Annotated in this window: 17 protein-coding genes and 2 pseudogenes; 11 read left to right on the top strand and 8 right to left on the bottom strand. The window is 59.6% G+C overall.

The window, feature by feature from the left end:
* Positions 1-684: 684 nt before the first annotated feature.
* The 3 genes from istA (at position 685) to LRP30_RS31355 (ending at position 5397) form a co-directional block, all read left to right on the top strand.
* Positions 685-2187, top strand: a complete 1503-nt coding sequence (istA, locus tag LRP30_RS31365) for an IS21 family transposase (RefSeq protein WP_249761693.1) — start codon at positions 685-687, stop codon at positions 2185-2187.
* Positions 2184-3026, top strand: a complete 843-nt coding sequence (istB, locus tag LRP30_RS31360; protein ID WP_249756397.1) for an IS21-like element helper ATPase IstB — start codon at positions 2184-2186, stop codon at positions 3024-3026. The genes istA and istB overlap by 4 nt, the downstream gene beginning before the upstream one ends.
* A gap of 247 nt (positions 3027-3273) precedes the next feature.
* Complete coding sequence (locus LRP30_RS31355) at positions 3274-5397, top strand: prolyl oligopeptidase family serine peptidase (protein ID WP_249757299.1); 2124 nt, start codon at positions 3274-3276, stop codon at positions 5395-5397.
* A gap of 133 nt (positions 5398-5530) precedes the next feature.
* Here LRP30_RS31355 and LRP30_RS31350 read toward each other — a convergent pair whose 3' ends face one another.
* On the bottom strand, positions 5531-5857 hold the full coding sequence (locus tag LRP30_RS31350; protein ID WP_249757298.1) for a hypothetical protein: 327 nt from the start codon (positions 5855-5857) through the stop codon (positions 5531-5533).
* Between the two features lie 299 nt (positions 5858-6156).
* On the opposite strand from LRP30_RS31350, the gene LRP30_RS31345 reads away from it, so the two are divergent.
* Complete coding sequence (locus LRP30_RS31345) at positions 6157-6363, top strand: cold-shock protein (protein ID WP_018321436.1); 207 nt, start codon at positions 6157-6159, stop codon at positions 6361-6363.
* A 1664-nt stretch (positions 6364-8027) separates the two neighbouring features.
* On the opposite strand, the gene LRP30_RS31340 is transcribed toward LRP30_RS31345, so the two are convergent.
* Positions 8028-9641: an outer membrane beta-barrel protein gene (locus LRP30_RS31340; RefSeq protein ID WP_249757297.1), complete on the bottom strand. Its 1614-nt coding sequence runs from the start codon at positions 9639-9641 to the stop codon at positions 8028-8030.
* 1225 nt (positions 9642-10866) lie between these two features.
* Between LRP30_RS31340 and LRP30_RS31335 the strand changes: the two genes are divergently transcribed.
* Positions 10867-11016, top strand: coding sequence for a hypothetical protein (locus tag LRP30_RS31335; RefSeq protein ID WP_249757296.1), 150 nt, complete (start codon positions 10867-10869; stop codon positions 11014-11016).
* Between the two features lie 117 nt (positions 11017-11133).
* Positions 11134-11643, top strand: a complete 510-nt coding sequence (locus LRP30_RS31330) for a hypothetical protein (RefSeq protein ID WP_249757295.1) — start codon at positions 11134-11136, stop codon at positions 11641-11643.
* Positions 11644-12455: 812 nt separating this feature from the next.
* Here the strand turns inward: LRP30_RS31330 and LRP30_RS31325 are convergent.
* The 5 genes and pseudogenes from LRP30_RS31325 to LRP30_RS31305 form a co-directional block, all read right to left on the bottom strand.
* Positions 12456-13310 carry a nucleotidyl transferase AbiEii/AbiGii toxin family protein gene (locus LRP30_RS31325; protein ID WP_346016184.1) on the bottom strand — a complete coding sequence of 285 codons (855 nt, stop codon included), beginning with the start codon at positions 13308-13310 and terminating at the stop codon, positions 12456-12458.
* Positions 13297-13650, bottom strand: a pseudogene (locus tag LRP30_RS31320) (type IV toxin-antitoxin system AbiEi family antitoxin domain-containing protein); the annotation flags it as partial. The pseudogene LRP30_RS31320 and the gene LRP30_RS31325, both read right to left, overlap by 14 nt.
* A 37-nt stretch (positions 13651-13687) precedes the next feature.
* A pseudogene (locus tag LRP30_RS31315) lies at positions 13688-14244 on the bottom strand (transposase); the annotation flags it as partial.
* A gap of 268 nt (positions 14245-14512) precedes the next feature.
* Positions 14513-15712, bottom strand: a complete 1200-nt coding sequence (locus LRP30_RS31310) for an MFS transporter (protein WP_249757294.1) — start codon at positions 15710-15712, stop codon at positions 14513-14515.
* Between the two features lie 30 nt (positions 15713-15742).
* On the bottom strand, positions 15743-16003 hold the full coding sequence (locus LRP30_RS31305; RefSeq protein ID WP_249757293.1) for a hypothetical protein: 261 nt from the start codon (positions 16001-16003) through the stop codon (positions 15743-15745).
* 1496 nt (positions 16004-17499) lie between these two features.
* Between LRP30_RS31305 and LRP30_RS31300 the strand changes: the two genes are divergently transcribed.
* Positions 17500-19623 (top strand): prolyl oligopeptidase family serine peptidase, encoded by a 2124-nt coding sequence (locus tag LRP30_RS31300; RefSeq protein ID WP_249757292.1) that lies wholly within the window; start codon positions 17500-17502, stop codon positions 19621-19623.
* Here LRP30_RS31300 and LRP30_RS31295 read toward each other — a convergent pair.
* The gene (locus tag LRP30_RS31295) at positions 19620-20084 is read right to left on the bottom strand and encodes an Lrp/AsnC family transcriptional regulator (protein WP_249757291.1); all 465 of its coding nucleotides are present in this window, start codon (positions 20082-20084) and stop codon (positions 19620-19622) included. The genes LRP30_RS31300 and LRP30_RS31295 overlap by 4 nt on opposite strands.
* 166 nt (positions 20085-20250) lie before the next feature.
* Between LRP30_RS31295 and LRP30_RS31290 the strand changes: the two genes are divergently transcribed.
* The 4 genes from LRP30_RS31290 to LRP30_RS31275 all read left to right on the top strand — a co-directional run bounded on the left by LRP30_RS31290 (position 20251) and on the right by LRP30_RS31275 (position 26502).
* Entirely contained in the window at positions 20251-20970 is a 720-nt protein-coding gene (locus LRP30_RS31290) for an aspartate/glutamate racemase family protein (protein ID WP_249757290.1), read from the top strand.
* 913 nt (positions 20971-21883) lie between these two features.
* Complete coding sequence (locus LRP30_RS31285) at positions 21884-22174, top strand: hypothetical protein (RefSeq protein WP_249757289.1); 291 nt, start codon at positions 21884-21886, stop codon at positions 22172-22174.
* A gap of 1770 nt (positions 22175-23944) precedes the next feature.
* Positions 23945-25273: a glycosyl hydrolase family 28 protein gene (locus LRP30_RS31280; RefSeq protein WP_249757288.1), complete on the top strand. Its 1329-nt coding sequence runs from the start codon at positions 23945-23947 to the stop codon at positions 25271-25273.
* 335 nt (positions 25274-25608) lie between these two features.
* Entirely contained in the window at positions 25609-26502 is an 894-nt protein-coding gene (locus tag LRP30_RS31275; protein WP_249757287.1) for a pectinesterase family protein, read from the top strand.
* Positions 26503-26654 lie beyond the last annotated feature (152 nt).

The following is a 26654-nucleotide window of genomic DNA, read 5'->3' as shown; positions in this document are numbered from 1 at the left end:
TTCAGGATCATTGAGCCTGAGCTGGCCGACCATAAGAGCTGCTGATGACGGCTTCGGTTCGTCATCTCACCGAAAGATACCTGACCCGGCGCTTGAACCCGTTTGGCTAGAGGCTCGACCTCAAGACGCGTTGCTACTTAGAGCCGTAGTCGTTGCTTCTGCCCTCATCGTCTTGAGTGCAATCCTCTGAGCAACGCGCTGTTCTTTGCCATGATGAGCCCCGTCGACAAGTCTGCCAAATGAACTCGCTCCGAGGAATCTACCTCATATCGGGAAGTAAGCGTTGCGAATGGAGGCGGGGGCGTGTTCCGTACTTGGCCGCTGAAAATCGGTAACCGCCTGACGGACTGTCCGGCCGACACGCTGTCGGTGTCTGCTTGGCAACCGATGTCGGGAAGCAGACATGGTGCTGCAGCCGGAGCGGCTGAAACTTGCAGTTCTTTAGCCGGCACGCTGTTTGCTGCGCGGCGGCGATCAGGGTGAGACTCCAGCGACAATCAAGGTGAGACTGCGCCGATGGGGACGGACCGAAGGGAGGGCGTAGCCCGACCGGAGGACCGTCCCCATCGGCGTCGCGCGTTTTTGGACCCGTCTGGCGGCTGGGCGGGGCTGGTGCAAGCTTTTGATTCGTCTCGACAAGAGGGAATCGATGCCTTGCCTGGCCTTCACATCACCGACCATCAGATGAGGCTGTACATGACCTACCGACTGACATTGTCCCCCGAAGCGGCCGCGGCCAAGGCGGGGTTCTCGAAAGCGAGTGCGTATCGGATTGAGGGCGATGCGCGCCCGCCATCGCAGAAGAAGGCGCCGAGGGGCCGGCGACGATCCGATCCACTCGCGCCCTATTGGGACGCCGAGATCGTTCCGATCCTGAAGGCTGCTCCCGGCATCCGCGTGATCGGTGTGCTGGACGAACTGCGCCGGCGGCATCGCGACCTCAACCCCAACATCCGACGCACGCTGGAGCGGCGCATCAATGCGTGGCGGGCGCTCAACGGCCCCGAACAGGACGTGATCTTCCGCCAAGAGCACGAGCCCGGGCGGCTGGGTCTGTCCGACTTCACCGACGTGAGCGCGCTCGGCATTACCATCGTAGGTGAGCCACTCGATCACCGGCTCTATCACTTCCGGTTGGCGTTCTCCGGCTTCGAGCATGCCCATGTCGTGCTCGGGGGCGAAAGCTTCGTCGCCCTGGCGGAGGGCTTGCAGAACGCCCTGTGGGCGCTTGGCGGCGTTCCACGGGAGCATCGCAGCGACAGCCTATCGGCGGCGTTCCGCAATCTGGCGGCTGACGCGCGTGAGGATCTGACACAGCGCTACGCTGCGCTGATGGGCCACTATGGCATGGCACCAACACGCAACAATGCGGGCATTGCACACGAGAACGGCTCGATCGAGAGTGCGCACGGCCATCTCAAGCGCGCACTGGAAGATGCGCTGTTGCTGCGGGGGACGCGCGACTTCGCCAGTCTCGATGCCTACCGGGCTTTTGTCGACGAGATTGTCGGCCGGCGCAACGCCAATCTCGCCAAGCCGATCGCGCTCGAGAAGGAGGCATTGGCGCCGCTGCCGAAAGGCCGCACGACCGACTTCGACGAGAAAGTGATCCCGGTGACGTCGTCAGGCGGCTTCATCCTGCGGCGCGTGTTCTACACCGTTCCTTCAAGGCTGATTGGCCATCGCCTGCGTGTGCGCATCTTCGACGACCGGCTCGAATGCTTCCTCGGCGTCACGCCGGTTGTGACGTTGCGGCGCGGTCGGCCTGTGTCGGAGAGCCAGGGCGGGCATGTCGTCGATTATCGGCACGTCATCCATGCCCTGCGGCGCAAGCCGATGGCGCTCCTCAACCTCGTCTATCGCGACCAGCTCTTCCCGCGCGCCGCTTACAGACGCCTGTTCGAGACCTTGCGGGAGCACGGTGACGATCGGCGCGCCTGCAAGGTGACGGTCGAACTTCTAGCGCTGGCCCACGAGCGAGCCTGCGAAGCCGAGCTCGCCAAGGCGATCGCGATGGATCTGGACGCCGGACAGTTACCCGATCTTGCCGCGCTGCGCGACCGCTTCCGACCCGAGGCGGCCTCGATCCCGCGCGTCGCCGTCAAGCTGGCGCCGCTCGACGTCTACGATGAACTCGCCTCCGTCAGCGTCATGTCGGGCCGCTCGAATCTGGGAGAGGCAGCATGACCAGCATCGCCACCTCCGTCGATGCTGCTCGTGTCGAGTTGCTTCTCAATGAGCTCCGCCTGCCGGGCGTCAAGGCGATCTGGCCGAAGCTCGCCGCACAGTCGGACAAGGAAGGGTGGCCTGCCGCCCGCTTCCTCGCCGCCCTTGCCGAGCACGAGGCATCCGATCGTACCCGCCGTCGGATCGAGCGACACATGGTGGAAGCGCGTTTGCCCGCCGGCAAGACGCTCGCCACCTTCGACTTCGAGAGCGTGCCGATGCTATCAAAGGCACAGGCGATGGCGCTCGCTGCCGGCGACGCCTGGTTGAAGGCCGGCGCCAATTTGCTCTTGTTCGGTCCACCGGGCGGCGGCAAGACCCATCTCGGCGCGGCGATCGGCCTGGCTCTCGTCGAGAACGGTTGGCGCGTTCTCTTCGCGCGCACCACTGATCTGGTGCAACGGCTGCAGGTCGCGCGGCGCGAGCTGGCGCTGGAGTCCGCGATCGGCAAACTCGATCGCTATGACCTCCTGATCCTCGACGACATCACATATGTGAGCAAGGATCAGGCGGAAACCAGTGTGCTGTTCGAGTTGATCGCCGCCCGCTACGAACGACGCTCGCTGCTGATCACGGCCAATCAGCCATTTGGCGAATGGGGGCGTATCTTCCCGGACCAAGCAATGACGTTGGCTGCCATCGATCGTTTGGTCCACCACGCCACGATCCTCGAGATGAACGTCGAAAGTTACCGTCGAAAAGTTGCCCTCGATCGCAAGCGCGGTCCAGGCCGGCCGCCTGTTCACACTACCCCCAACGAACTCGACAAGACTGCGATTGACGCTGGCAGCGCCGCTTGATTGTCGCGCAGCGTCAATCAACGCTTGCCAAGCCGGCGGCCAGCGTCAATTATCTCCTGACTCGGCCGCCTCGTCTCATCTTGATTGACGCGCCGCTCTCATCCTGATTGTCGCGCTATAGTTTGCAGTGAATGGTCCGCAAGATGGCGCAAGCTGCGCTATGTCATGCGCTTGCGTGCTTTCCGCTCCTTCTGCTTGACGCGCCAGGCGTGCGAGCGTGGCCGCCGATCTGATCGGGAGAAAGTCCATGAACACGTCACCCCGCTCCGCCGCGCGGCTTTCGACTGCCCGCGCCACCTCCACGGCGCTTTCACAGGAGCAAACGGCTGGAGCCACCACTGATGATCCATTCCTCTGGCTTGAGGACATCGAAGGACAAGGCGCATTGGCTTGGGTTCGCGCCGAGAACGAGAAGACGCTCGGGGTGCTCCAGTCAGATCCTCGCTATCGGCACTTCTACGAACAGGCGCTCTCCATCCTGCAGGCCAAGGATCGGATCGCATATGTTTCATTGGAACGGCGCGGTCTGGAGAATTTCTGGCAAGACGAGAACCAGGTGCGCGGCATCTGGCGGCGCACCACGCTCGAGAGCTATCGTAGCCAAGACCCACAGTGGGAGACCATCCTCGACGTGGACGCCTTGGCCGTCGCCGAGAACAGGAATTGGATCTTTCAAGGTGACAGCTGCCTGCCGCCTGAAGAGCGCCTCTGCCTGATCAGTCTTTCCGATGGCGGCAAGGATGCCGCGTCCATACGAGAGTTCGACTGCGACGCCAAGACCTTCGTTGCGGACGGCTTTTATCTCCCAGAGGGCAAGCAGTACCTCAGCTGGGTTGATGGTGACACACTCCTTGTTGCACGGGACTGGGGCGAGGGGACTTCGACGCAAGCCGGCTACCCCTTTGTCGTGAAGGAGCTCAAACGCGCACAGCCGCTCAGTGAGGCTCGCGAGATCTTTCGTGGCGAGCCCACCGACGTTCAGACGCACCCCTTCGTGCTTCGTGACAGCGAGGGTCGTATTCATGTGAGCGGCGCGACCCGTGTGATCGGCTGTTTCGAGTACGAGTATGTGGTCTTCCGCCCCGATGGGCCCGTCAAGCTCAATCTGCCGAAGAAGGCCGCGATGATAGGACTAGTGGGTGGTCGCCTGCTTGTGAAGCTTGACGAAGAATGGACGCCGTCCGGCGATATCAGCTTCGCCGCCGGATCGCTGATTTCGTATGACCTGGCCCAGTGGAAGCAGGATCCGCTGCGCGCCAAAGCCTCGCTTGTCTTCCAACCTGGGCCCCGCCAGGCCCTAAGCGAGTTAGGGGCCACAAAGAATTTGTTAATCCTGACGATGCTTGAGAACGTTCAGAGCAAAGCGTTCGTTTATAAGTACGATCAGGGAGCTTGGTCGGCGACGCCGATCCCGCTGCCGGAACATGCCGATGTCAGCCTGTCAGCCGCCTCCGATGAAGCGGACCAGGCCATGTTCACCGTCTCGAGCTATCTCAGACCAACGTCAGTCTGGTATTTTGATGCCGAAAGCAAAAGCCTTGAGGAATTGAAGAAGACACCTTCCGTCTTCGATGCGTCCAACCATGTCGTGGAGCAGTTCGAAGCCACTTCGCGTGATGGCACGTCAATTCCCTACTTTCTGGTGCGACCGAAGAACGCAAGATTTGACGGCGCAATTCCGACGCTTCTCTATGGCTATGGCGGGTTCCAGATTCCGCTTCTGCCCTCTTATCTGGGGCCGGTGGGGCGGCTATGGCTCGAACAGGGCAATGCCTATGTCGTTGCGAACTTGCGCGGGGGCGGCGAGTTTGGCCCGCAATGGCATCAAGCGGCCCAGGGGGCAACGAAGCAGACGACATGGGATGATTTCATTGCCGTTGCCGAGGACCTGATCCGTCGGAAGATCACCAGTCCGGGCCGGCTAGGCGCGGTTGGCGGCAGCCAGGGCGGTCTGCTTGTTGGCGCCGCAATCACCCAACGTCCCGAACTCTTCAACGCGGCGATCATCCAGGTACCGCTGTTTGATATGATTCGATACAGCAAACTGGGCGCGGGCGCCTCCTGGATCGGCGAGTACGGTGACCCCGCCATCGCCGAGCAGCGTGCGTGGATCGAAGGCTACTCGCCCTACCAGAAGCTGGTGGCGGGCAAGATTTATCCCGTTCCCTTAATTCTTACCTCCACCAAGGACGACCGCGTGCATCCAGCGCACGGCCGCAAGGCTGCCGCGAAGCTCGCCGCGCTGGGCCAGCCTTACTTCTATTACGAGAACATCGACGGGGGACACAGCGCCGCGGCCAATCTCATGGAATATGCACGTGAACTGGCCCTTGAATTCACCTATGCATCGAGGCGGCTTTGTTCTGAGTAAATTCGGTGGACGGGCTGATCGAAGCAGATAAAATCGAGACGAATTGGTTCTTTCAACGTCTAACGTTGCTCAGCTGAACTCATCGAACCCAAGGCGAGAGAGCTGACGAGCGTCGGCGGCGCGATGAAGCTCGTCAGATGCGCAAGTTACCGATTTGAACAGCCGCCACCGGTGGCGAGCGGGTTTCCTGGCTTCCCAAACACAACATGACGAGCGGGCGGTAAGTTTCCAGATGCGATTCCTTGAGGATTGTCTCGACAGACCCCTGTTCGTCCGACATGCCCGGCGTGCGGCCGACATCCAAAGGCGAACAGCCAAAGCGTAGCCCTGCGAGTGTCTTCGCGCTTGAGAGAACATGCCACGTAGCTTCAATGCAGGCATGGCGCGGATTGGTAATCCTGCTCCAGGCTGTGCGAAGGAGTTCACGACCGCGCTGTTGTTCAACGTCGATCAAACCCATCGGGAGCTCGGCTCCGGATGAGCGCGGCGCGTTCGAGGTTCTGCTGCTCTTCTGTGAGCCGGTAGCGCGCGACGAGTGAAGCGAAGGTCAAAACGTCATCCGGATCCTGAAGCCTTGAAGCGAAGTGTCGTCGACGTCAGGGAGCTTTCTGTCGTTTGCACAATCCGGCGGCAGCTAGAGCCACGCGACAAAAAACGAGCACGTGACCTGCGCACCGACGCCGGGCGTCTCTTGCCGCCCGTCTTGATAGCCGGGAGACTCTTCGCTAGATCACAACGGTTCACTATGGAGATGCCGCCGTGGCAATGGGTATTGTGAAGTGGTTCAATTCGACCAAAGGTTATGGGTTCATCAGGCCTGAGGACGGAGGTCCCGATGTCTTCGTGCACATCAGTGCCGTCGAAAAGGCCGGTTATACCACCCTCGAAGAGGGGGCCCGGGTAAGTTATCAGCCCAAGGCCGGGCGTTCGGGCAAGGTGTCAGCTGAGGATCTGCGGGTTGGCTGATCCGCCTAGTCTCGGGAAACTGCTCTCTGCAAGTGTGTTCTCGCACCTGTCCGGCGATGCCTTGTCACGGCGCGCGGGGCGTTTGGCTTTTCGACGGTCTCTTCCAGCCATGAGGCTATCTCGCAAACCGCATGACAGCCTTGGTCTCCTGAGGCCGTCGACCGATCACTGCCGTCAGAGTGACAGGAGTTGCAGCCCGGTCGCAGTGTGGGCGTGGCAAGATATTCCTGCCGGCGGGCCACGAACGGTCCGAACTGTACGCTCGTGACCAAGCGCGGGGAAGAGCACGCCGCCGGGCTGGTGCTCCCTGTCCAGGCGTGATGCATGTAGCTCATGAAGGTGCTCGCACAACCGGGCTCGTCCGTTATGGACCATACTCGCCGGCTGCGCTGCGGCTGCAGGCGTATTTCTGCTACGCTGATGCCGTGAGCCTTCGAAAGCCCGGTGTAAACAAGGCCGGATTGGCTTGATGAGGCGCGGCGAGGTCAAATCCGAAGGCGCCCACGACCGGTGCGAACTTTGTGTTTTCGCGATGCTCTCGGCTGGGAAATCACGCAAGACGGGCGGCAATTCCTGTCTGCGATCGAAAAGGCCGTCGCCGGTCGAAGAGCGCGGCCTCAATCAACCATCGATTTCTCGTCCAGCGAAGTCGCTGCGGGTCACGGATGCGACAAAATTACTTATTCCTCCGCGCAGCCGCCGTCAGAGGCCGCGGCGACGCAGGAAAGGCGGATCCAATCGACGCACAGCGTGACGCAGCAGTCGCCTCGACTGCCACCCCGGCTGCGAACGCGCGCGGCACTTATTTCAGGTAAAGTGCTATCGTTCTCGCGCAGCATCGATCAAATCGACAGCGATTGTTGATGGGCCCGGAATGATTGTCTTTCCGAGCTGAGAAAGCGTGCGCGTAATCGTCGCTAGATAAGGTCGTAATCACATTTGGTCGGCTGTCACTGTGCTGCGCCTTTGAGGTATCGCAGCGGAGGGTGCAGCATTGAAGGGCGGCTCTCCATCGCCCACCCCTGACGGTGATCATCCCGCCGAACAGGACCGGCTCGTGCAAAGCCGTCTGGCGGGAACGGAGCAAGGATAAGCGTTTCCGGGATGCGCTTGCCCGTTAGATATTGATCTTAACGGACAGCGGCAGGCTCAAAGAACGGCCAGCGCGACAAGTCCAGCGGTTCGCTCCGCGGATCGGAGCTGGAGCGTGGCCTCCTAGTGGTATGCCAGCGGCATCCATCGCAACGCTCGGGATTCGTATCGTCGATCCGCTGCCGCCTAGCCTTGCGGCGAGGAGGATCGGCCCGTCCTCATCCGGCGCATTGCGGAGATCTATAGCGCGACAATCTGGGTGGGCCGCTTCCACCCAAATTGCCGCGCGGCAGAGATCCTCAATCAGCCCACCGCAGCTCCTCGTGCAATGACGCGCCGTTGATCGACAGATTGACGAGTATTCTGTTGTGCGACGCATGGTCTTTGGGACGAGCGCAGGCGCTGTTGCGCTCGCGTGCTCATGCTGTTGATCAAGATCGGGCTTCGCTCGGTGCTGGGCGTGGTCGCGCCATACTAATGGCATCGGCGCCAATTCTGGCGCCGATGCCGTTACTCGCGAGCTGGCTTCGGATCGGTCGAGAGAAATCTGGAGCTTGGCTTTGGTGGACCTTTCAATCGAACTTATAAGAGACCTGGAAGAACGTACCCCAGCGCTCCATGCTGTACTTCCCAAATACGGACGGCTCACCCATGCAGACGCTGCTGCTGCACAGGGAGTCACCTCGTTTTTTGGTCCACATGGCCGAATAGCGGCCACCGACCCCGACGCTGATGTTCTGGGTGAGGAAATAGGACAAGACGCCCTCAATCTGGACTCCGCCACCACCATTGCCGCGTTGTTCGTCAAATGTGGTCTCGGGGCGCAAGAGATGATAGTCACGCCCCTTGAAAGCGGTCCATGGCAGGTAGGCGACGTCGGCGCTCAAACGCCAGCGCTCGGTCAGCATGGTTTCGGCGCTCAGGCCGATTCGAGGCGCATTCCATTGAGTATCCTCGCTGCCAACGATCCTGTTGTCACCCGGCTTCAGACATCGATTCCGCGGATTAGCGAACTCAACGCAACCACTCGTGTCCGAACTCTGACCGTAATAGGTCCAGCCTAAGAATCCACCGACCTTGTAGTCGGTACCGCGCAGGAAGTCGTAACCGACGTCGGCCGTGTAATATGCGAACCTTCCATTCGACTGACCTGAAAGGGTGTTCTGGTAGGACCGTCCGTCGTGGGGCAACCAGTCTTCATCATTCGACTTCCCTTTGTTGAAGCCCCCGATGCCCAGATTGCTCTTCAGGAACACTCCCCAGGGACTGTCAACACGGCCGAATAACTCCCCGGAAAGTCCGTCCAGTCCATGATAAGTGAGCCTCGATATCAGTGTGCTGGGGTCTTCAGGCCAGCCATACGGAAATGCGCTGTGATCCCACTGGAATCGTCCCCGGCTCAGCCAGAGCCGCGAGCCGCCTTCGAACGACCATCCGGGCGCGTAGGGAATGGGCGGCACGCTGCCGGGTGCCTTCGGGTATGGCGACGTATCGTGCCATTGTGCGGCCTCTGGGTCCGCACCAAAGTGGTAGTTCAGGCCAATCTTTCCGATGTGATAGTTGCTGGTCAGGCTGGTTGTGTTCGCCGGCAGAATTGCAAACGGCGGAAACTGAACTGTCGAAGCGGTCGCGACACGCGGTCCGCCAAAATGCAGATAGTCATACTCGACGTTCACCGACCATGCAGGCGTTAGTGCTTGCTCGATGCCGAGCCCGACGACGCCACCGAGGCGACCATCGTCGAAATGGGTTTTGCCCTGTGGCCAGCCGCCTTCATAGTTGTTGACCACATCGCCCCGGTTGTTTTGCCAGGCTACACCTGCCTTGAGATACGCCAGCGTGTGACCAAGTGCGCCAAAAGCGTAACCAACGCGGCCCGTTGCGGTGGCAAAGAAGCTCGGACCTGCGTTGCAGTTTGCGCTTACAACGAGGCCGGAGGCTGCGAGGCAGGTGTTTGTACCCTCGCCGACAGCTGCGCTGGCATCCAGTTCGACGCCGAATACCCAGCTGTTGTTCTGCCAATTGTAGCCGATCTGGCCACCTGCGACAAACGATGGGATATCGACGGCGCCGCCATAGATGGATGGACCGTATGGATTGCTGAAGTAGGTTCGCCCGTACCCGCCGCCCGCGTGCCCACCAATGTAACCTCCGGACCAGTTCCATACCGCCGGCGGCAGTTGCACTTCTCGCTCAAGGTTCGCCCTGGCTGCACCGCTTGCGACGAGCGCTATTGTCGTAGCACTCCAAAAAAGAACTCTGGATCGCATCAAAGATTGCCTTGCACTTTGCCGGTCCACAGCCGGCCCCTTAAAGTATCGCCGCACGGCAAATCGTCGGGGCAGACACTGCGGCAACGCGCGCCTGGTCCGACCCGAAGATCACCGCCCTGCGATTGGTGATGGTGTCAGAAACAGAGCAAGCCGCATGCCGAACTCAGTTCGTATGTTTTGCAGGAATTCCTAAGAGTTTGTCGCGTCAACTTGCTGACAATGGTTTCAATGCTGACAATCAAGTGCCGACAGCTTCTCCGTCGCCCCCTGAATGAAGAAGTCCAGGCGGTCACGCGCGCCTCATGTTCCCAGGCTGGTCGAGCGGCAATCGGTTCAGCCCGGATGAACGGCTATTTGCAAGTACAATGTGCTTGTCGCGGCGGCGCGAGCTGCCGCCCCTGGCAAGCAGCCCGTCGCTTGCAGTTCACCGCCCCGAATTTTTGCGAAACGTGGTTGCGCGAAAAGTTCAGGAGTAGCGCTTCAATGACGGATGGCAGCCAAAAGCTTCGTGATGAACAATGGAAGAATGCCGCAGTAGATCCGGTTGAACTTGCGATCCATCGAGGAATAGAAGGAAACTGCGCGCCCAGCTAAGCTTGTTGCACGAGGATGCTGGTCCTGGCGTTATTCCTTTTGTCACATGTATCAGCCTCGAGCGCCGCCCAGACATGAAGGCGTGACGGCTCATCCACAAGCCGGCGCGGCTCAGAGCGACCATCCAGTGCATCGCAAAGGGCGCCGCTGCCGCCGAACGTGAGCGAAGCATCCCAGCCAATTCAAACCTGACAACTCGAGTGCGCCCCCGCCCCCTAACAAGGTTGCGTCCTTCCTCGGCTTCGACGACAAGCGGTCCACACGGATCGATTTAGGTTTTGTGAATTGCGGCGGGTCTCGCCAGCTTTTGGGAATTAGGCGCGTTAGAGGTTCGTTGAAGTTGGCGGCGCACGGTAGGGCAGCGCTTTGCCAGAACAGGCAAGGCGTGTCACGCCGCTGCTAGCCTCAATTGCCAGCGCGGGCGCGATACAGATAGCCTGGGCTTTTTTTCGTCCAGGCGCTTTGCAGAGATGGCCTGGCTCGTCAGCTTCTCGAAAGGGTCGCCCGGTAGTTACGACCTTTCAGGCAGCCTAATGAGGTGCACGTGGACAATTTCAACGTGCGGCCGGTGGCGCAAGAGCAGCATGCCAGGCAGTCCGACCAGGTGTCGGCCTTCGAACAGCAAGTGCAGCCGTTCCTGTCCGATGATTTATGTTCGTGCTATCCGGTCTGTCCAACACGGATTGCAGATTGATCGAGCGTGCAATTGGTGCCCGCCTTCGGCAGGGAGCAGGTGGACCGCAAATCCGGAGAGCGGCACGCGAACAGTCTTGCGAACTCGGCGAATGGTCTCGGGTCTACTGGGCTATCGATGGCTGCGCTCGATGACGATCAGCTGTCCGCTTACGTAAAGGCGGGGCACAACCGCGACACATATTTGCCCAAAGCTTTGAATTACCTTCGTGAATTCCGCGGTCTCGCCGCATCTGAAGAAGCTGCGAACTCACGGCAGCCTCGGAGCCGATCCTCGAGCTCCGTCACAGACTATACGAATGAGTTCGTTGCCCCTCCAGCAAAACGTCGGCGACTAAATGATGAGCCGGCTCAATTGACGGTCTCGGTCGATCCAGATGAGCTTCAGCCGTGGCAAGCTGCTGACCCCGCGCCGTTGGCGCTAGTCGATCCAGAGTCCTTCACCTTCGATTCGATGCAATTCCCTCCAGGTGAGCTTCCTGTCGATCCAGAAGGCTTCAGGTTCTCTCCGGGTGAGCTGCAGCAATTGCTTGGAGATGACTCCGCCCCGTTTGTGAGCTCGGCAGATCAGCCGAGTTCTGACCCGGGTCCGCTGCCTGATCAATCTCTATACCTGCCCCAGGGCTGACAGCACTGAGACCAGTGGGCGCCGGAAGACCTCAAAGAAGGAATGCGCTTGCACAACGTGCTGCCAAATATCTCTGAACCAGAGAAAACTCTAACTCTTTGGAACGTGAGCTACACGGCCGTTATCGGACCTCCGGGCCTGGAGCACGAGATTTTTCTCCGCAGGACCTGATCCGCGGCCAGCAAACCGGAATCTGCGAGCAAGTGAACCGCATCAAGCATGATGCATGTTCGTTCTGCCCGGCGCTGGCCCGGAGTTCGGGGCGACTGCTCTGCCTGGACCTCTGCTCGATGATGCTCCAGATTTGCTGGCAGCCGGGGAGGGCAGAGTTGCGAACTCGTCGCTCACTTTGTCCGTGACGAGGCACACCCAGCTGGCAGCCGGCCTTCGGATCTTGCGCGAACTGGACCGCGTTGTCAGCAACGACTGCGCCGCCGGTCCTCGCGGCTGATCGGAAAGGCCGTAGCGGTGACGCTCGTACCTGGCGAGGTTCGCGTTCGTCAGGCATTCAGGTTGCGCTCCACAGGCGATCGCAACTCGCCGGCTGCGGATCGTCCATTCCGTCCGCCTCGATGGGCTGTCAGTTCGAACGGCATGGTCCGCCGACGGCAGCCGCGGCGCAGTGCCGTCGCCTGCTGATCGTGACTTCATCGATCCGCGATGCCGTCATGAGAGCTATCGAGATCGATCAGGTTCGCGAGCAATTGCGATATTCGAAGAAAATTCTTGAGGGGGTGAGCGGCCATGGTCCTCACTTAAGAACTGCGATTAACTGGGCCAGAAGCTTTTCGCGATCTGTGGCACGCTGCTTATTAAGATTGATTTGCTTCGATCGGACTGCGGGAAGCTCTGCCGCTCCATCGACGCCCAACAGAGCCCAATCCGGCTTCCCGCGCTTGAATCCGATCAGAAATTCCCGATGCTCCTTCGGCATCTTCCCAGCTACCTCGGCGATGAGATCCTCGCGAGCCTTCAATAAGTCGTCCAGCGAAACCGGATCTGAGGTCATACCCTCGAAGCCGTGCTCGAATTCCCGGCGGATATCCTTTCGCCGCGGCACCACAAACCTTCGAAATGGCCCGGTCATCGCTGATGAGATAAACGATGAAAGCGCGCCTCAGGTCGTCGCTGATGCCCTCATTCGCCAGAAGATCGCGGATGTCAAACAGATCGCGAGGATGCTGGCGGTCAAGGGCGGCGACGATTTTTCCCGCGTAGAGGTCGGAAAACGAGACGACTTGTGTCTCCGCAAAACCAAAGCTCTCCTCGACGTTCGGAAGCACCGATCGCATCTCCGGATCGAAGAGGCAACCGCGAAGGACGGGCGTGACTTCGATCTTAATCTGGGTGTCGGCCCTTTGAAGTGTCAGCTTGGTTACAATACCTTCCGCGCGGTTCACGATCTCATTCACCTTGACGCTCGGAATTCCCTTGCCAAGGGCGGCAGCCATTCTTTTCATGCCTGCATCAATCGCGGCCAGCGAATGCGGTCGCCCGGTTACAGGCAGGAAGGTCAGGTCGATATCGACTGACAAGCGCGGCATGTCGCGCACGAATAGATTGATCGCAGTCCAGCCTTTGAGGGCAAAATCCTTTTCCGCCGCAACCAATGGCAAGGTCTCGATCAGCAGCGCGACCTGATGCTGATAGCGTTCAGACAGGATCACTGAGATCCTCCGGCACGGTGATCAAGTATTTCGGATCGAGCCTTCCGCTTTTCACCAGCATGCGCTTTCCTTTCCCCAAATCGACCTTGTCACGGTCTATTTGCTTTAGCCATGAATGGTTGTGCCGGTCGGCAAACCAGAAGAACAACCTTTTGACTTTCACGCTTCTGCAATCGTCCAACAGCTTTTGCAGCTTGCGGGGACTGAGATTGCGCAAGCCATCAACAAGCATGTCGACCTGGTGGAAGCTCTCGCTATGCGGCAGCTCGTCGAGCAGTTCAAGCAACGCCCGTTCGGGCGATGAGATGGTGAGTGGCCATTCGCTCTCGTCCCATATCTGCTTGAATGGTCCTGCCTGGAATTCATCGGCCGCTGCAAGCCCGCCGCTTGCGGACGGTGAGCCCTTCTTCCCGACAAAGCCGGTAGATCCGGTTGATCCCCGATGGCTCACCCTCCCGCCGCAGCAGCACGAACAGCCGGCGGTAGCCGAAACGCCGCCGCTCGTTGGCAAGGTCACGCAGCCGGCCACGGAGAGTCGCGTCCGGAGGACGGCTGGAGCGATAGCGGATCATCTTCCGATCCGCTCCGACAATCGAAAAGGCCCGCCGCTCCGACAGGCTCATGACGGCCTGCAGATGCGCGACCGCAGCGCGCTTGGCGGCGGGCCCTACCATTTTTTTGACAGCAGCTCGCGAAGGGCGGCGGCGTCGAGCATCTGCTCGGCTAGAAGCTTCTTCAGCTTCGCGTTCTCGTCCTCCAGCGCCCTCAGCCGCTTCGCCTCCGAAACGTCCATCCCGCCGAATTTGGCCTTCCAATTGTAGATCGTTGCTTCCGAGACCCCGTGCTTGCGAGCCAGGTCGGCCGTCTTTGCTCCAGCCTCATGCTCCTTCAATACCGCGATAATCTGCTCCTCCGTCAACCTTGCTCGCTTCATCTGTCCGTCCTTCTTCGGGCCGGACTCTAACTCCATCTGGAGGAAATACGCAGGGGCAGGTCAAAGCGAACCTGCATCGCCTTGCAGCCCCCAGAGGCGGCACCTTAGTTGCTTCGTACGAGGGGCGGAACGCGTGCGGCTTCGATCCAAATCCTTTGCACGCTGCGGAGATACCGTTTGAGGGCTTCCAATCTCCTTCACAATCTTTCGCAGGCGTGCGCAACCGTTCTTAATTTGGGGAGGGTAATAATTCGATTGTTGACCGATATCATTCCGGATATGCCGCAGTTGCGGCTTCTGCAGGTGCTCCATCACGCATGAAGGCAATAGCCAGCCCGATGCCGATGAGACCAATCAGGATCGATGCCGCAGCCAGGGACGTGACGCCGCTAGTCTCGACAAGGATGCCGCCGAGAAAAGCGCCGATGGCGATCCCCGCGAAGGTGGTCGAGCTGTTCATTGCCAGCACCAGCTTCGACCTATCTCCGGCCAGACCGAGAAGCCGGTGCTGGATCGGGACCAGATACATGTAGCTCACGTTCCCCCAAAAGAAGGCGATGAGCACGGTGAGGGCACCATGCTGTCCGAACGCAACCAAACCTACGAGGAGGATCAGTTGTGCGCCTACAACGGAGATGAGAACTTTATACGGGCCAAAGCGGTCAGTCAGAACGCCGCACGCAGCGTTTCCCGTAACGGCTCCGAAACCGTAGGCAAAGAGTGCGGCTGAGAGCAGCGGCACCCCGGCAAGCAGGGAACCGATGATGAAGACGGTCACATAGGAGTAAACGATGAACTCTGAAACGACAATGAATAGCGTCACGGAAAGGATACCGTAGATGGACCTGGAGAGGCCTTTCGAGATCGGGCCGTTTCCGCGCTCCGGCACCTTGGCAGCTATTCCGGACATCATCGGGGCGAAGATTATCAATGCGAGAAGCCCGGCAATGACGACGAAACCGAATGAGAAGCGCCAGCCGATAGCATCTGCGATCCAGCTTGTGGCGGGAACGCCCGCAACCTGTGAAACAGTCATGCCGCCAAAGATGAGAGACAACGCGAACCCTTTGCGGGCTGGCGGCAGGAGCTCCGCGGCCAGCGCGGTAGCCGACGGGTTGAACATCGCCGCGCCGTAGGCCGAAATGACGCGACCTGCAGCAAGGGTTAGGAGGTTCGGAGCAATCGCGCAGATCAGGTTACCGATGATGAAGATCGAAACGGACAGAATCTGAATATTGTGGCCGCTTGTGGCCTTGAACATCCAGGCATTCAGCGGCGCGAAGACGGCGTAGCAGAGCGCGTAAATCGAGATGATCCAACCCGCCGCGCCGGTTGAAATCGCAAGATCACGAGAGATTACATCGAGCGCCCCAATGATGACAAACGTGTCCAGGCCGATAGCGAACGCAGCGATGGTCAGAGCAGCAATGACGAGTTTCGTTCGCGCGTCGGGAGGGGATGAGGTCATGACGGTGCTCGTTCATGTTGTTGTATTTGTTCAAGGCAGCACGTCATGCAACTCAGGATAGGGGCTGGCGATGATCGTATCTGAGTAGCGGGGACGTGGGCCGTATAGCAGCCACGTCGTCACCACCTCGCCGATTTCCCGCACGATCTCCAGCTTGTCGGGATGTTCGAGCGCCGATCTGCTGTAAGCAACCCCCGCATCATACACGCCTTCAAGGAGTTTTTTCTCGACTACCGGCTTTGTTGTTTCGAAATTCAGCTTATTCCATGCTTTTGGGTCGATATACCCCACCGTCGGCTCGGGGAGTCCCAGCGTCCGAGGCTCCTTCATATGCCTTGCGCTTAATGACCGCGATGCTCTGGGTGGGTAGTATGAAGGTGTCGACGGAGTGAGCACGCTGTATTCTGCCGCTCGCACGTCAGCACAGTCCGTTTTCCTGAAGCGGATTGGTTGCCGTGAATCTTTGTACCTGAGTACCTGACGCTTGATCAGCCCGATATTCTGATCAGCCCAACATTCCTTAACCGATTGTCTCCATATCTTTCATCTCGATCAATCACTAACCTTGGTAGTTGACGGGGGCGGCAAAATTGCCGACCTAAAATTCGGCCGTCGGCGCTCTCACAGTGAGGGCGAAGTACAATCTCATCCGGCGCGAACGTCGGCGGGCGGTTCCCCTCGAACATTCGCTGTGGCAACCGCAGCACGTTCGGCAGCCAGTCCTTGTCAGCCAGCAACCGCTCGGCGGCTCGACCGCGGGCCAAGTCGGCCACTACGCAGCGGCTTGCTCTGACACATGTTCGCTGACGCCTCGACGATAACCGCCTTGGTCACCTGTCCAAGAGAGTTTGCCGGCGTGGGCGCACGCAGCCCGTCGGTTATCTCCGGGTCTGCACAAGCGCAGCGCGGAAGACTGGCGAAACGGGTGCGGCCGAGCGTGCTTAACGGGATCCCTTGCAGGCGCCAGGGGCGGCGCCCCTTAGCTCTTCACGCGAGGGATCGTAACCGATGGTCGGCACTTCTTGGCCGGGGGGCGCTTGCGCGTAGAGCCCGATCGACTTGTCGACGCGCGAGGTGACAGACCAATTTGCGCCGTGCGTGAAAGCGTTCAGCAACTTGCCCCGCATCGGTTTTCCGATGCGGCGCAAACTCGCTCTGTATGTTGCGGGTCATCAGCTCTCAACGATCTTCAACCATACCAGGGACTTGAAGATGGTTTCCCTCGGCGCGCCTGCGTGCGTCCCCGCTGCTCTGGGAAGAGTCGCACAAAGCTACGCGGACGCTTCAGCTTTACGGCGGATAAGTCTGACGAAGACGTTGATCACTCGGCTGGGCAAGCAGTTCGAGGCTGAACCCGCATATAGTGGGAAGATGAACCGTGGCGGATTTTAACCTCGGCCGGTTAGAAACCGCAAGTCACGCCGCAAACACTCAGGCGGCTAAGAGCTCACACGCCCTCTGTTCGAACGCAATCGAGAAGCAGCCCCGCCGCAATATCGCACTGCCGATACGTTTCCGCGGTCGAACCGGCGGCCTCAAAGGGTGATGCCGAAACGTTACCCGGCGGACACCTGATTGTCAGCTTCAGAGCCAATGTCGGGAAGCTGGCATGGCGATGCGGCACGATGCGGCGCAAACCTGCTGTTTGTCGGCGGCATGCTGCTTGCAGAGATCGAGCTGCGGCCGGCGCGACACAGCGCGTGCACGGTCGCAACACGAATTTCGCTATTTCGTCCACTCGCAAGAACTTGCGCTCTCAGCCTGCGTGCCTGGTCCGAGGAAGCCAAATGAAAAAGTCTCTTCTGCGCGCCGCGTTGCTCTCGATAATATGTCTTACAGTCGCGCTGCTCCACGGGCAGTCTGGTGCGACGCCGACGGACGATCCGTTCCTCTGGCTCGAGGAGGCCGAGGGGCCGCGCGCATTGGCCTGGGCACGGGCCGAGAACGAAAGGACGCTCGGCTCGCTGCAGTCGGATCCTCGCTACGATCGCTTTTACCGGGACGCGCTCACCGTCCTCGAAGCAAAAGACCGGATTCCGTACGTTTCGCTGAAACGTCAAGGTCTCGAAAATTTCTGGCAAGACGAGAACCATGTGCGCGGCATCTGGCGGCGCACTACGCTTGAGAGCTACCGCGGCCGGGATCCCCGATGGGAGACCATCCTGGACATTGACGCGCTCGCTCTCGCCGAGAACAAGAACTGGGTCTACAAGGGGCACAGCTGCCTTGGGCGGCGCTGCCTCGTCAAACTCTCGGACGGTGGCAAGGACGCCGTGTCCATACGGGAGTTCGACAGCGAATCCAAAAGCTTTGTTGCAGGTGGATTCCAACTGCCCGAGGGCAAGCAGAGCGTCAGCTGGATTGACCGTGACACTCTCCTTGTTGCACGTGATTGGGGCGAGGGGACCACGACCGAGGCCGGCTACCCTTTCGTGTTGAAGGAACTCAAGCGCGCTCAGCCGCTCGATCAGGCGCACGAAGTCTTTCGCGGCCAGCGCACCGACTTCGGGATCGTGCCATTGGTGTTTGGTGAACGGCGGATCCATGTGACCGGCGTCGCCCGTCGGATCAACGGCTTCGAGCGGCAGTATGTTCTGTTCGGGCCCGCCGGGCCGATCGAGCTCGATCTGCCGAAGAAGGCCTCGATCGTCGGCATCGCGAGTGGCCGCCTGCTTGTGAAACTGGACGAAGACTGGATCCGCTCCGGCGATCCCAGCTTCAAGGCCGGCTCAATGATCTCGTATGATTTGGCCGAATGGAAGCAGGATCCGCTGCGTGCGAAACCCTCTGTCGTTTTCCAGCCCAACTCCCGGCAGGCACTCCGCGGATTTGGCAGCACCAGGAATTTCCTGGTCCTGACGATTCTTGACAACGTTCAAAGCAAGGCATTCGTCTACAGGTACGATCAAGGTGCCTGGCATGCCACACCAGTCCCGCTGCCCGAGAATGCGACCGTAAGCCTATCAGCCACTTCCGCGCAAGCGGATGAAATGACGTTTACCGTCTCTGACTATCTGACGCCAACGTCGCTTTGGTACTTTGATGCTGAAAGCAAACGGCTCGAACTCTTGAAGACGGCAGCTGCGACGTTCGACGCATCGAAGCATTTCGTGGAGCAGCTCGAGGCGACTTCGCGCGATGGCACGCGGATTCCGTACTTCCTGGTGCGGCCCAGGAGCGCAAGATTTGACGGCTCGACCCCGACGCTTCTCTATGGTTATGGCGGGTTTCAGATTCCGCTTCTCCCCTCCTATGCGGGACCTATGGGTCGACTATGGCTCGAACAGGGCAATGCCTATGTTGTTGCCAATCTGCGTGGAGGCGGCGAATTCGGTCCAGCATGGCACCGGGCGGGCCAGGGAGCAACGAAGCAAAGCACATGGGATGATTTCATCGCGGTCGCCGACGATCTGATCCGTCGGAAACTCACAAGTCCGCGCCGGCTCGGCGTGATCGGCGGTAGCCAGGGGGGCCTGCTGGTCGGCACTGCAATGACCCAGCGCCCCGAGCTTTTCAACGCGGCGATCATAGAAGTGCCACTGTTCGACATGCTTCGATTCACCCAGTTAGGGGCGGGCGCGTCCTGGACCGCAGAGTATGGCGACCCGGCCATTCCCGAACAACGAGAGTGGATCGAAGACTACTCGCCCTACCAAAAGCTGGTTCCGGGCAAGGCCTACCCGGAGCCTTTCATTTTCACCTCCACCAACGACGATCGCGTGCATCCTGCCCACGGCCGCAAGGCTGCCGCGAAGCTCGCTGCACTGGGCCAGTCTTATTTTTACTTTGAGAACATCGATGGGGGACACAGCGCCGCCGCCAATCTCGTCGAACGTGCGCGCCAGCTGGCTCTGGAATATACATATGCATCCAGGCGACTTTGCCCCGAGCCACCGGGAGGTGCACCCTAAACATAGGTCAATGGTACCGTGGTCGTAAACTTCAGCTCTTCCATGCTGATGAACGAGCTGACGTCAGCAAAGTCGAGCCGACTGATCAACTTCTTGTAGACTGCATCATAGACCTCTACGCCTGGCACCACCAAGCGGAGCAGATAATCGGTTTCGCCGGTCAAGCGATAGGCTTCGACAATTTCGGGAATGTCTGCAATGGCACGGCGGAAGTCCTCGAGCCACGCCATCGAATGACGCGAGGTGCGTACACCCATGAAAACAGTCATCGGCACGTTGGCTTTGCGTCTGTCAACCAGGGCAACGCGCCGGCAGATCAGGCCACTGTCCTCCATGTGCTTGATGCGCCGCCAACACGCGGACACCGAAAGATTGGTCGATTCGGCAAGCGCTGTGACGGGAATTGCTGCGTCCAGCTGCAACTTGTCCAGAATCTTCCGGTCGCGATCGTCCAACGCCATGTCCTTTCAGCCGGCTTCGGAGCTCGGGTGAGACGAGTTTTTTGCAATCGCAGAGATAAGGCCTTTGACTTGCACTTTCCAGAGCAATTGCGCGAAACAACGCCGAGATTTGCCGCCGAAGACGCGGTAGGCCTGTGTCGCCTTCGCATGAAGTGGAGATCTCAAAGTGCAGCGGACGATTGGGCTGATCGGAGGGATGAGCTGGGAAAGCACAGCCATCTATTACAAGGAAATCAATGAAATCGTCCGTCAGCGCCGCGGCGGTCTCGCCTCGGCGGACATCTTGCTGCGCTCGGTTGACTTCGGCTGTATCGTCACCCTTCAGAAGGCAGGAGATTGGAGGCAAGCCGCTGTTTATCTAGCGAGGATAGCCCGACAGTTGGTTGACGCGGGTGCCAGCTGCATCCTGATCTGCACCAATACGATGCATGTGATTGCCGACATTGTTGCTGCCGAGCTGAGTGTGCCGCTCATCCACATCGTCGATGTGACCGCTGCGGCTCTGCTCGCCGCTTCCTTCAAGCGACCCCTGTTGCTCGCGACGCGCTATACGATGGAGCAGCCGTTCTATTGTGATCGCCTGCGGCAGCGCTTTGGCATTTCAGCTGTCGTACCGGCGGAGGACGAACGAATCCGGATCCACGATGTCATCTTCGATGAGCTGTGCTGCGGAGTTATCTCTGATCAGTCGCGCCAGGAATTTATTGACATCATCGCGCGCGCTCGTGCACGAGGCGCCGACGCGCTCATCCTCGGCTGCACGGAGATTGGTCTTCTCATCGGCCCCGAACATACAGAATTGCCGGTGTTCGATTCGGCGAGGCTGCACGCCAGGGCGGCAGCTGATTTCGCTGAGGGTAAGCTGTCAGCTGGTGCTGCTCCATAAACGCGCGGCGATGATCGCCTCGCCGATCGACACTTGATATCGTGCTCGGTGGTGATGCCGACCTCGACCGGAGCCGGGGTCCCAATGCCACTGTATCTGGCCATGTCGGGCAGCGCGGTAGCGCAGGAAGGGCGATTGTCAACTTGTCGCAAGATCAAGCGATTGGTCGATCGCGCTCGACCTTCAAGCTTCGGCTCCGAGAAGTGAACTTAAGTTCGTTGTAGCGGGATTCGGCGCCGCCTCGACGTGCTTAGCACGAAGGCGCGATCGATAGCTCAGGCTGAAGCATCGCTCACGCTTGCAATGGGAGGTCTATTCGCCAAAAGGTGCAAGCGCATTCTGGCCCCGATGTCGGCAAAATCTTCTCTTTATTGAGCGCTGCGATAGTTGAGCGCTGCTATGGAGGTCGTAGTTGCGGCTTTGACTGTCTCGTTCAAGACGTCGGTTGTTTGAGGCGCGACACCGGGACGCCTGCACCAGGTGATGCGAGAAAGCCTACATCGTTTCGTCATGAAAACGCTTAAGCGGCTTTGGCATGCCGGTTGCTTGAAGACGTGACGAAACCACTTGTGACCATGAAGCTCGTTCAGCACCCGATCCAGATATTCAGATGAAACTGCCCGCTTGATCGATCGCAGAGGTCTCCTGATGCGCTTTCCAAACCCCGCGCCTGAGGCGCGAACTCTGCCATCTTCGGATCGCACTTCGGTTTGCCGGCCAAAATCCGATTGTCTTGTAAGGGGGGCGCGACGAATGGCGGTCCTCAACAACATGGTGCAGACCAGGGTAAAGGCGTTATACCTTAGCACAATCGTTTGCGTCACTTTTAGCCGCTGGCTCAAGCGCGGGCATCTGCGAGATACCGAGCCTGGGTTCTTAAATCTGAGCGCCGGCCATGCATCGGTGCTTGCAGATGGTCAATGAGCTGATGCAGGACGATTGGGATCCTGAGAAAATAGTCAGGCAACAGGACGAGCTCAAGGTCAGGCTGCTTCGCGCCCAAGCGGTTGTCGCCGAATGTAAGGCAGGATTGGCAGATCTGGAACGGAGACTTGAGCGTCAAGCAGTCTCATCGCCCATCGGTGAACGCCAGCGCAACTCTGCCGGAAACCATTCAATACGTAACGCACAACCGCGCAAGTCGCGAAGCGTCGATGATCCCGTGGAGCAGGATGCTGCCGCGACGTTTTCGAGTCGATCATAGAACCGTTGAAAGCTGCCGCCGCGCACGTTTAACGGCGAGAAATTTTGGCACGGACCTGGCGAAGATCACGAGACCCATCGTGTTGCGAACCCGGCGGGCGAACTGGACTAGTGGGTACGGCCCTGCCGACAGGCTTGGCTTTTTGGTTGATCGCCGTGCGTTGGCCAGAGGATGGGCGCAGAGTAGCACCACATACGGGACGGATCGCCGCGTTTTTGACTAGAGCCTCCTGTTTCGGGGGCTGCTCACGCAGGTGTCCTGAATCGAATGTCAACGAGTTCTCCACCCTGACCCAGGGCCGGTTCGCTCGTTTGGTCCGTGTTCAAGTCGTTCAAATTACCGGTAGACGTATCTGGAGGTGGGCGCGAGGGGACGCGTTCAATGACCACGATGGTCCGCTATGGCCGTGGCGCAAGGCATGCGACTTCCCGGGCGGTGCTGACGGCGGACGCCGACCATGCCTCATCCGGCATCGCATGGATGATGACGAGAACTGGCTGACCATGTCCCGCAAGCGATCACAATGCGGTCGGGAGGAAACGGCAGTCACCCAGATTCGTGAGACGCCAGGAAGAGAGTTCCCGGTACGAATGCGATCCGGTGCCGGCCGCAGCGTCGTCAGCTTCTCGAAAGCTTGCCCGAATACGGACTAACCCACCGTTCCTGGACGAGAGGCTGGCATGGACTCGCACAATTTCGACCTATCCAATGCAGCACCTCCGCCATCGGTACAGCACGCTCTTCGAGACGATCAGCAACCGAACCAGACGGAACGAGACGCCTTTGAGCAGCAATTGGATGCAGCGCGCGTGGCCGATCCCCGCCGGGCTTGCCCGACGCCCCGGCCGCAAACCGCCGTCGAATGCGTCTCGCGCGGATCATGATTACATTCAGGCGATGATGAGCGGCATCAGTACTCGCCGAAACCTGGCACCGTTGACGGCCGACAAGTATGTTCAAATGCTTTACAAGGTGGCGAATTACCTCGGCGAGCGGGGCCCCAGTCGCTCGAAGCCAGTGATGACAATGCTCAGGCTCGATAGATCCAAATGTTTTCAGTTCCGCTTCCCTGCCGCTTTCTCCAGGGGAGCTTGGTCGACTGCTCGATGATGCGCCCGCACCTAGCGGAGTGGACCAGTTCGCCCGCCACTTGCCGGCCATGGCCGATCCCGAGGCATTCGATTTCGGGTACCTGCCATTCTCACTAGGCGAGCTCCGGGGAGTGCTGCATGATGAGTCCGTGCCGTCGGGCTTGGATCAGCCGGTCGGCAATTTGCCGGCTTCGGCTGATCCAGATGCGTTTATATTCAACGAGGAGCAGATGCCGCCTGGAGAGCTTCGGCGATTGCTTGATGATGAGCCGGCATCCTTAGCGGCGGATCAACGGCCACGCCGGTTGCCCAGCGACTATTAGAGGTCACGAGCCATTGTCGCAGACGCCCTGAACTCGCTATCGTGACCGGTTAAATTCCCGTCAGAACCTGCGACGCATTTAGCTTGTATCGAGAGTATCGCGTTGCCTTTCGGCGAACCGGCTTCGCGTCCATCAGTTGCTGAGCGAGCGCCAGCCGGCGCGGATATCGGCCGTTTTTTTGACCATCGTATTTTCGTGCACAGGCAAGGTGCTACTGCGAGATCGCAAGGTCGAGGCCTCTGCTGCGTCTTATAAATGTCATCTTGCGCGGGCCAGTGACGCGCGCGGCGGCTCAATCGAGCCAGCGCTCAGAAGGCACGCGGCAATGATGCGCGTGACAAAGCACGAGCAGGTCGATGATAAAGCGTTTTCGCAACTGGGCCCTATTGTCCATACTCGCCTGCATGGCTGTCTGCCCCGCTGCAAAGGCGCAAGACCGCCGGACTATCGCCGAACCTGTTGCACCTCATACGGTGTGTGATCGCCCTGTGCCGTCTGGCAAGAACGATACAGTTAGCCTACAGGACGCCATTGAACATTGCCCCGCTGGTGCTGCAGTTTATCTGGGGCGCGGCGAGTTTCATTCAGGTCCACTCGAGATGAAATCGGGCGTGACCTTATGGATCGGACGCGGCGCCGCGCTGATTGCAATCCCCGAACCAGCTGCTTACGACAGGGGCCGGGGACAATGTGGTCGCATCATGGGCAAGGGCGACGGTTGCCGGCCATTCATCAGCTTTTCCAAAACGCGTGGGGGCGGCATCTACGGCGAGGGCATCATCGATGGTCAGGGCGGCGCAATGCTGGACGGCGGGGCCGAAACCTGGTGGCAGCTGGCCCGCCGCGCGCAAGCTGAGGGCGGCAAGCAGAACGCGCCGCGCTTGATCCAGATCGATCATGCGCAGGACATCACGTTCTCTGGTATCACGTTGCGCAATGCCCCCAATTTCCATGTCGCGATGAACCGGGTGGAAGGTGCCACTTTCTGGGGCCTCACCATCGATTCACCGGCGGATGCGCGCAATACCGACGGCATCGACCCCGGCGCGAGCGAGGATGTGACCATCACCCACAGCTTCATCCGCACGGGAGACGACAACGTTGCAATCAAAGCCGGCGACAATGGCTCAAGCAACCATATCTCCATCCTTGATAATTATTTCGGCTGGGGGCACGGCATGTCTATCGGCAGCGAGGTGAATTCCGGAGTTAGTGACATACTGGTACGTAATCTGACGCTGGACGGTACGACGTCTGGCCTGCGCATCAAGAGCGATGTCAGTCGAGGCGGTCTGGTCGAGCGCGTGACTTATGAGAACGTCTGCCTGACGGGCAACCGTTGGCCAGTGGCGTTCGATGCAAAATATGATCCACGCGCACAAGGCACGAGGATTCCGGTCTATCGGCAGATCGTTTTGCGCCATGTGCATGGTGACAATGGCGTGCTGCTGATGCGCGGCGTAGACGAGCGGCATGCCGTCGACGTTGCACTCGAGGATGTCCGATTTGCCAATTCCGCGACTTGGCAACTCGAACACGCGAAGGTGACCGCAAGTCCCTCTGACGTATCGCCGCCGCTGCCGGGACGACCCACAGAACCGCTGCGCGGATCGGAGACATGTGCCAGAGCGTTCCCGCGACGCCCATCCCTAAGCACGACACCCGGCGCCGAACCCGGCCAGTGACTTTCGCATCGGCAGGCCTAAATCGCTGGTCTTGCAGAACCCTCAGCCTCATGTCCGGTACTTCGTTGCGGGCCGCCGCCGGGTTTGCGGGAACGCCCGAGAGTCACGTGGGGTTCTGGGCTGTCGAGGAAAATGTGTTTGACCATGCACGGCAGCTATCCCGAGGCGGTATCTCATATCGACTGCGTCGAACGTGCCGCGAACTCAAGGAAGAGTGAGATCACATGCGAATTTTCGTGCCTTCCGCTGCGCTTCTGGCCGGATGTTTCTGCCCCCCGGCAGCGTACGCTGAGCCACTATTCGTGTCGCATGCCGGAAATGCAGACTATCGCTCCGTGCAGCAAGCCATCGACGCGTTGCCGGCGGAAGGCGGAAATGTCCGCATCGCGCCGGGCGTCTATCGCGAGAAGGTCAAAATCTCCAAATCCGGTATTCATATCCAAGGGACTGGCAGGAAGCCGGAGGATACGGTCATTGTGTATGGCGATGGCGCGATCAATGTAGGAGGAACCGCCCGTTCGGCGACGCTGGATGCTGCTGGCGATGACATGCGGCTCGAGAATCTGACCATCCAGAACGACTACGCCCTCAATCCGGCCAATCCCCCCTCCCAGGCGGTCGCGCTGTCCGTTACCGGAGACAGGGACGTCGTTACGCGCGTCCGCCTGCTCGGTGCCCAGGACACGCTGTTTGCCGGCAAGGGACCAAACGGCAGAATGTCACGACAATACTTCTCGAACTGCTACATCGAAGGGCATGTCGATTTCATATTTGGCAACGCCAAGGCCTGGTTCCGGCAATGTGAGTTGCACGGCCTCGCAAATCAAGCAGTCATCTATACCGCTCAGAGCAAGGCAGCACCTGATGAAGACAGTGGGTATGTTTTTGATCATTGTAGGCTCACTGCCGACCATGCTGCGGGCTATATCGCACTTGGCCGGCCTTGGCGCCCCTACGCCACAGTGGTCTTCCTGGCGGCGAAGATAGATGCCCCCGTGATCGCGCAAGGGTGGCGCGCATGGACGCCCGGCAAGACCAATACCTTGAGGACAAGCTATTATGCCGAATACAAATCCTTCGGCGTCGGCGCGAATCCCTCAGGCCGCGAGCCTCACTCCCATCAACTGACAGATCACGAAGCTGCGAGATGGTCCCTGGGCGTGTTCTTCGCAGGCGCCACAGATTGGCTGCCGAGGCAACGATATGGATGGAAGGCAAAGCAAGGATGATGAGACGACGGCGATCGTCGGATGAATGACGGGAGTGCGGATATGAAGGCGGCGTGGGCTGTCGCCGATATCGCGCTGGGCGCCATATTTGTGGGTGATCGAAAGCCTCACTGGACGGTTACGCCAAAGAAAAGCTCTGGATGTCTCCGTCC

Origin of the sequence: Bradyrhizobium sp. C-145 (genome assembly GCF_023375135.1) — a bacterium.
GTDB classification, from domain to species: Bacteria; Pseudomonadota; Alphaproteobacteria; order Rhizobiales; family Xanthobacteraceae; genus Bradyrhizobium; species Bradyrhizobium zhanjiangense.
Note: the sequence above shows the minus strand (reverse complement) of the source record. Positions and strands in the feature narration are given on the sequence as shown.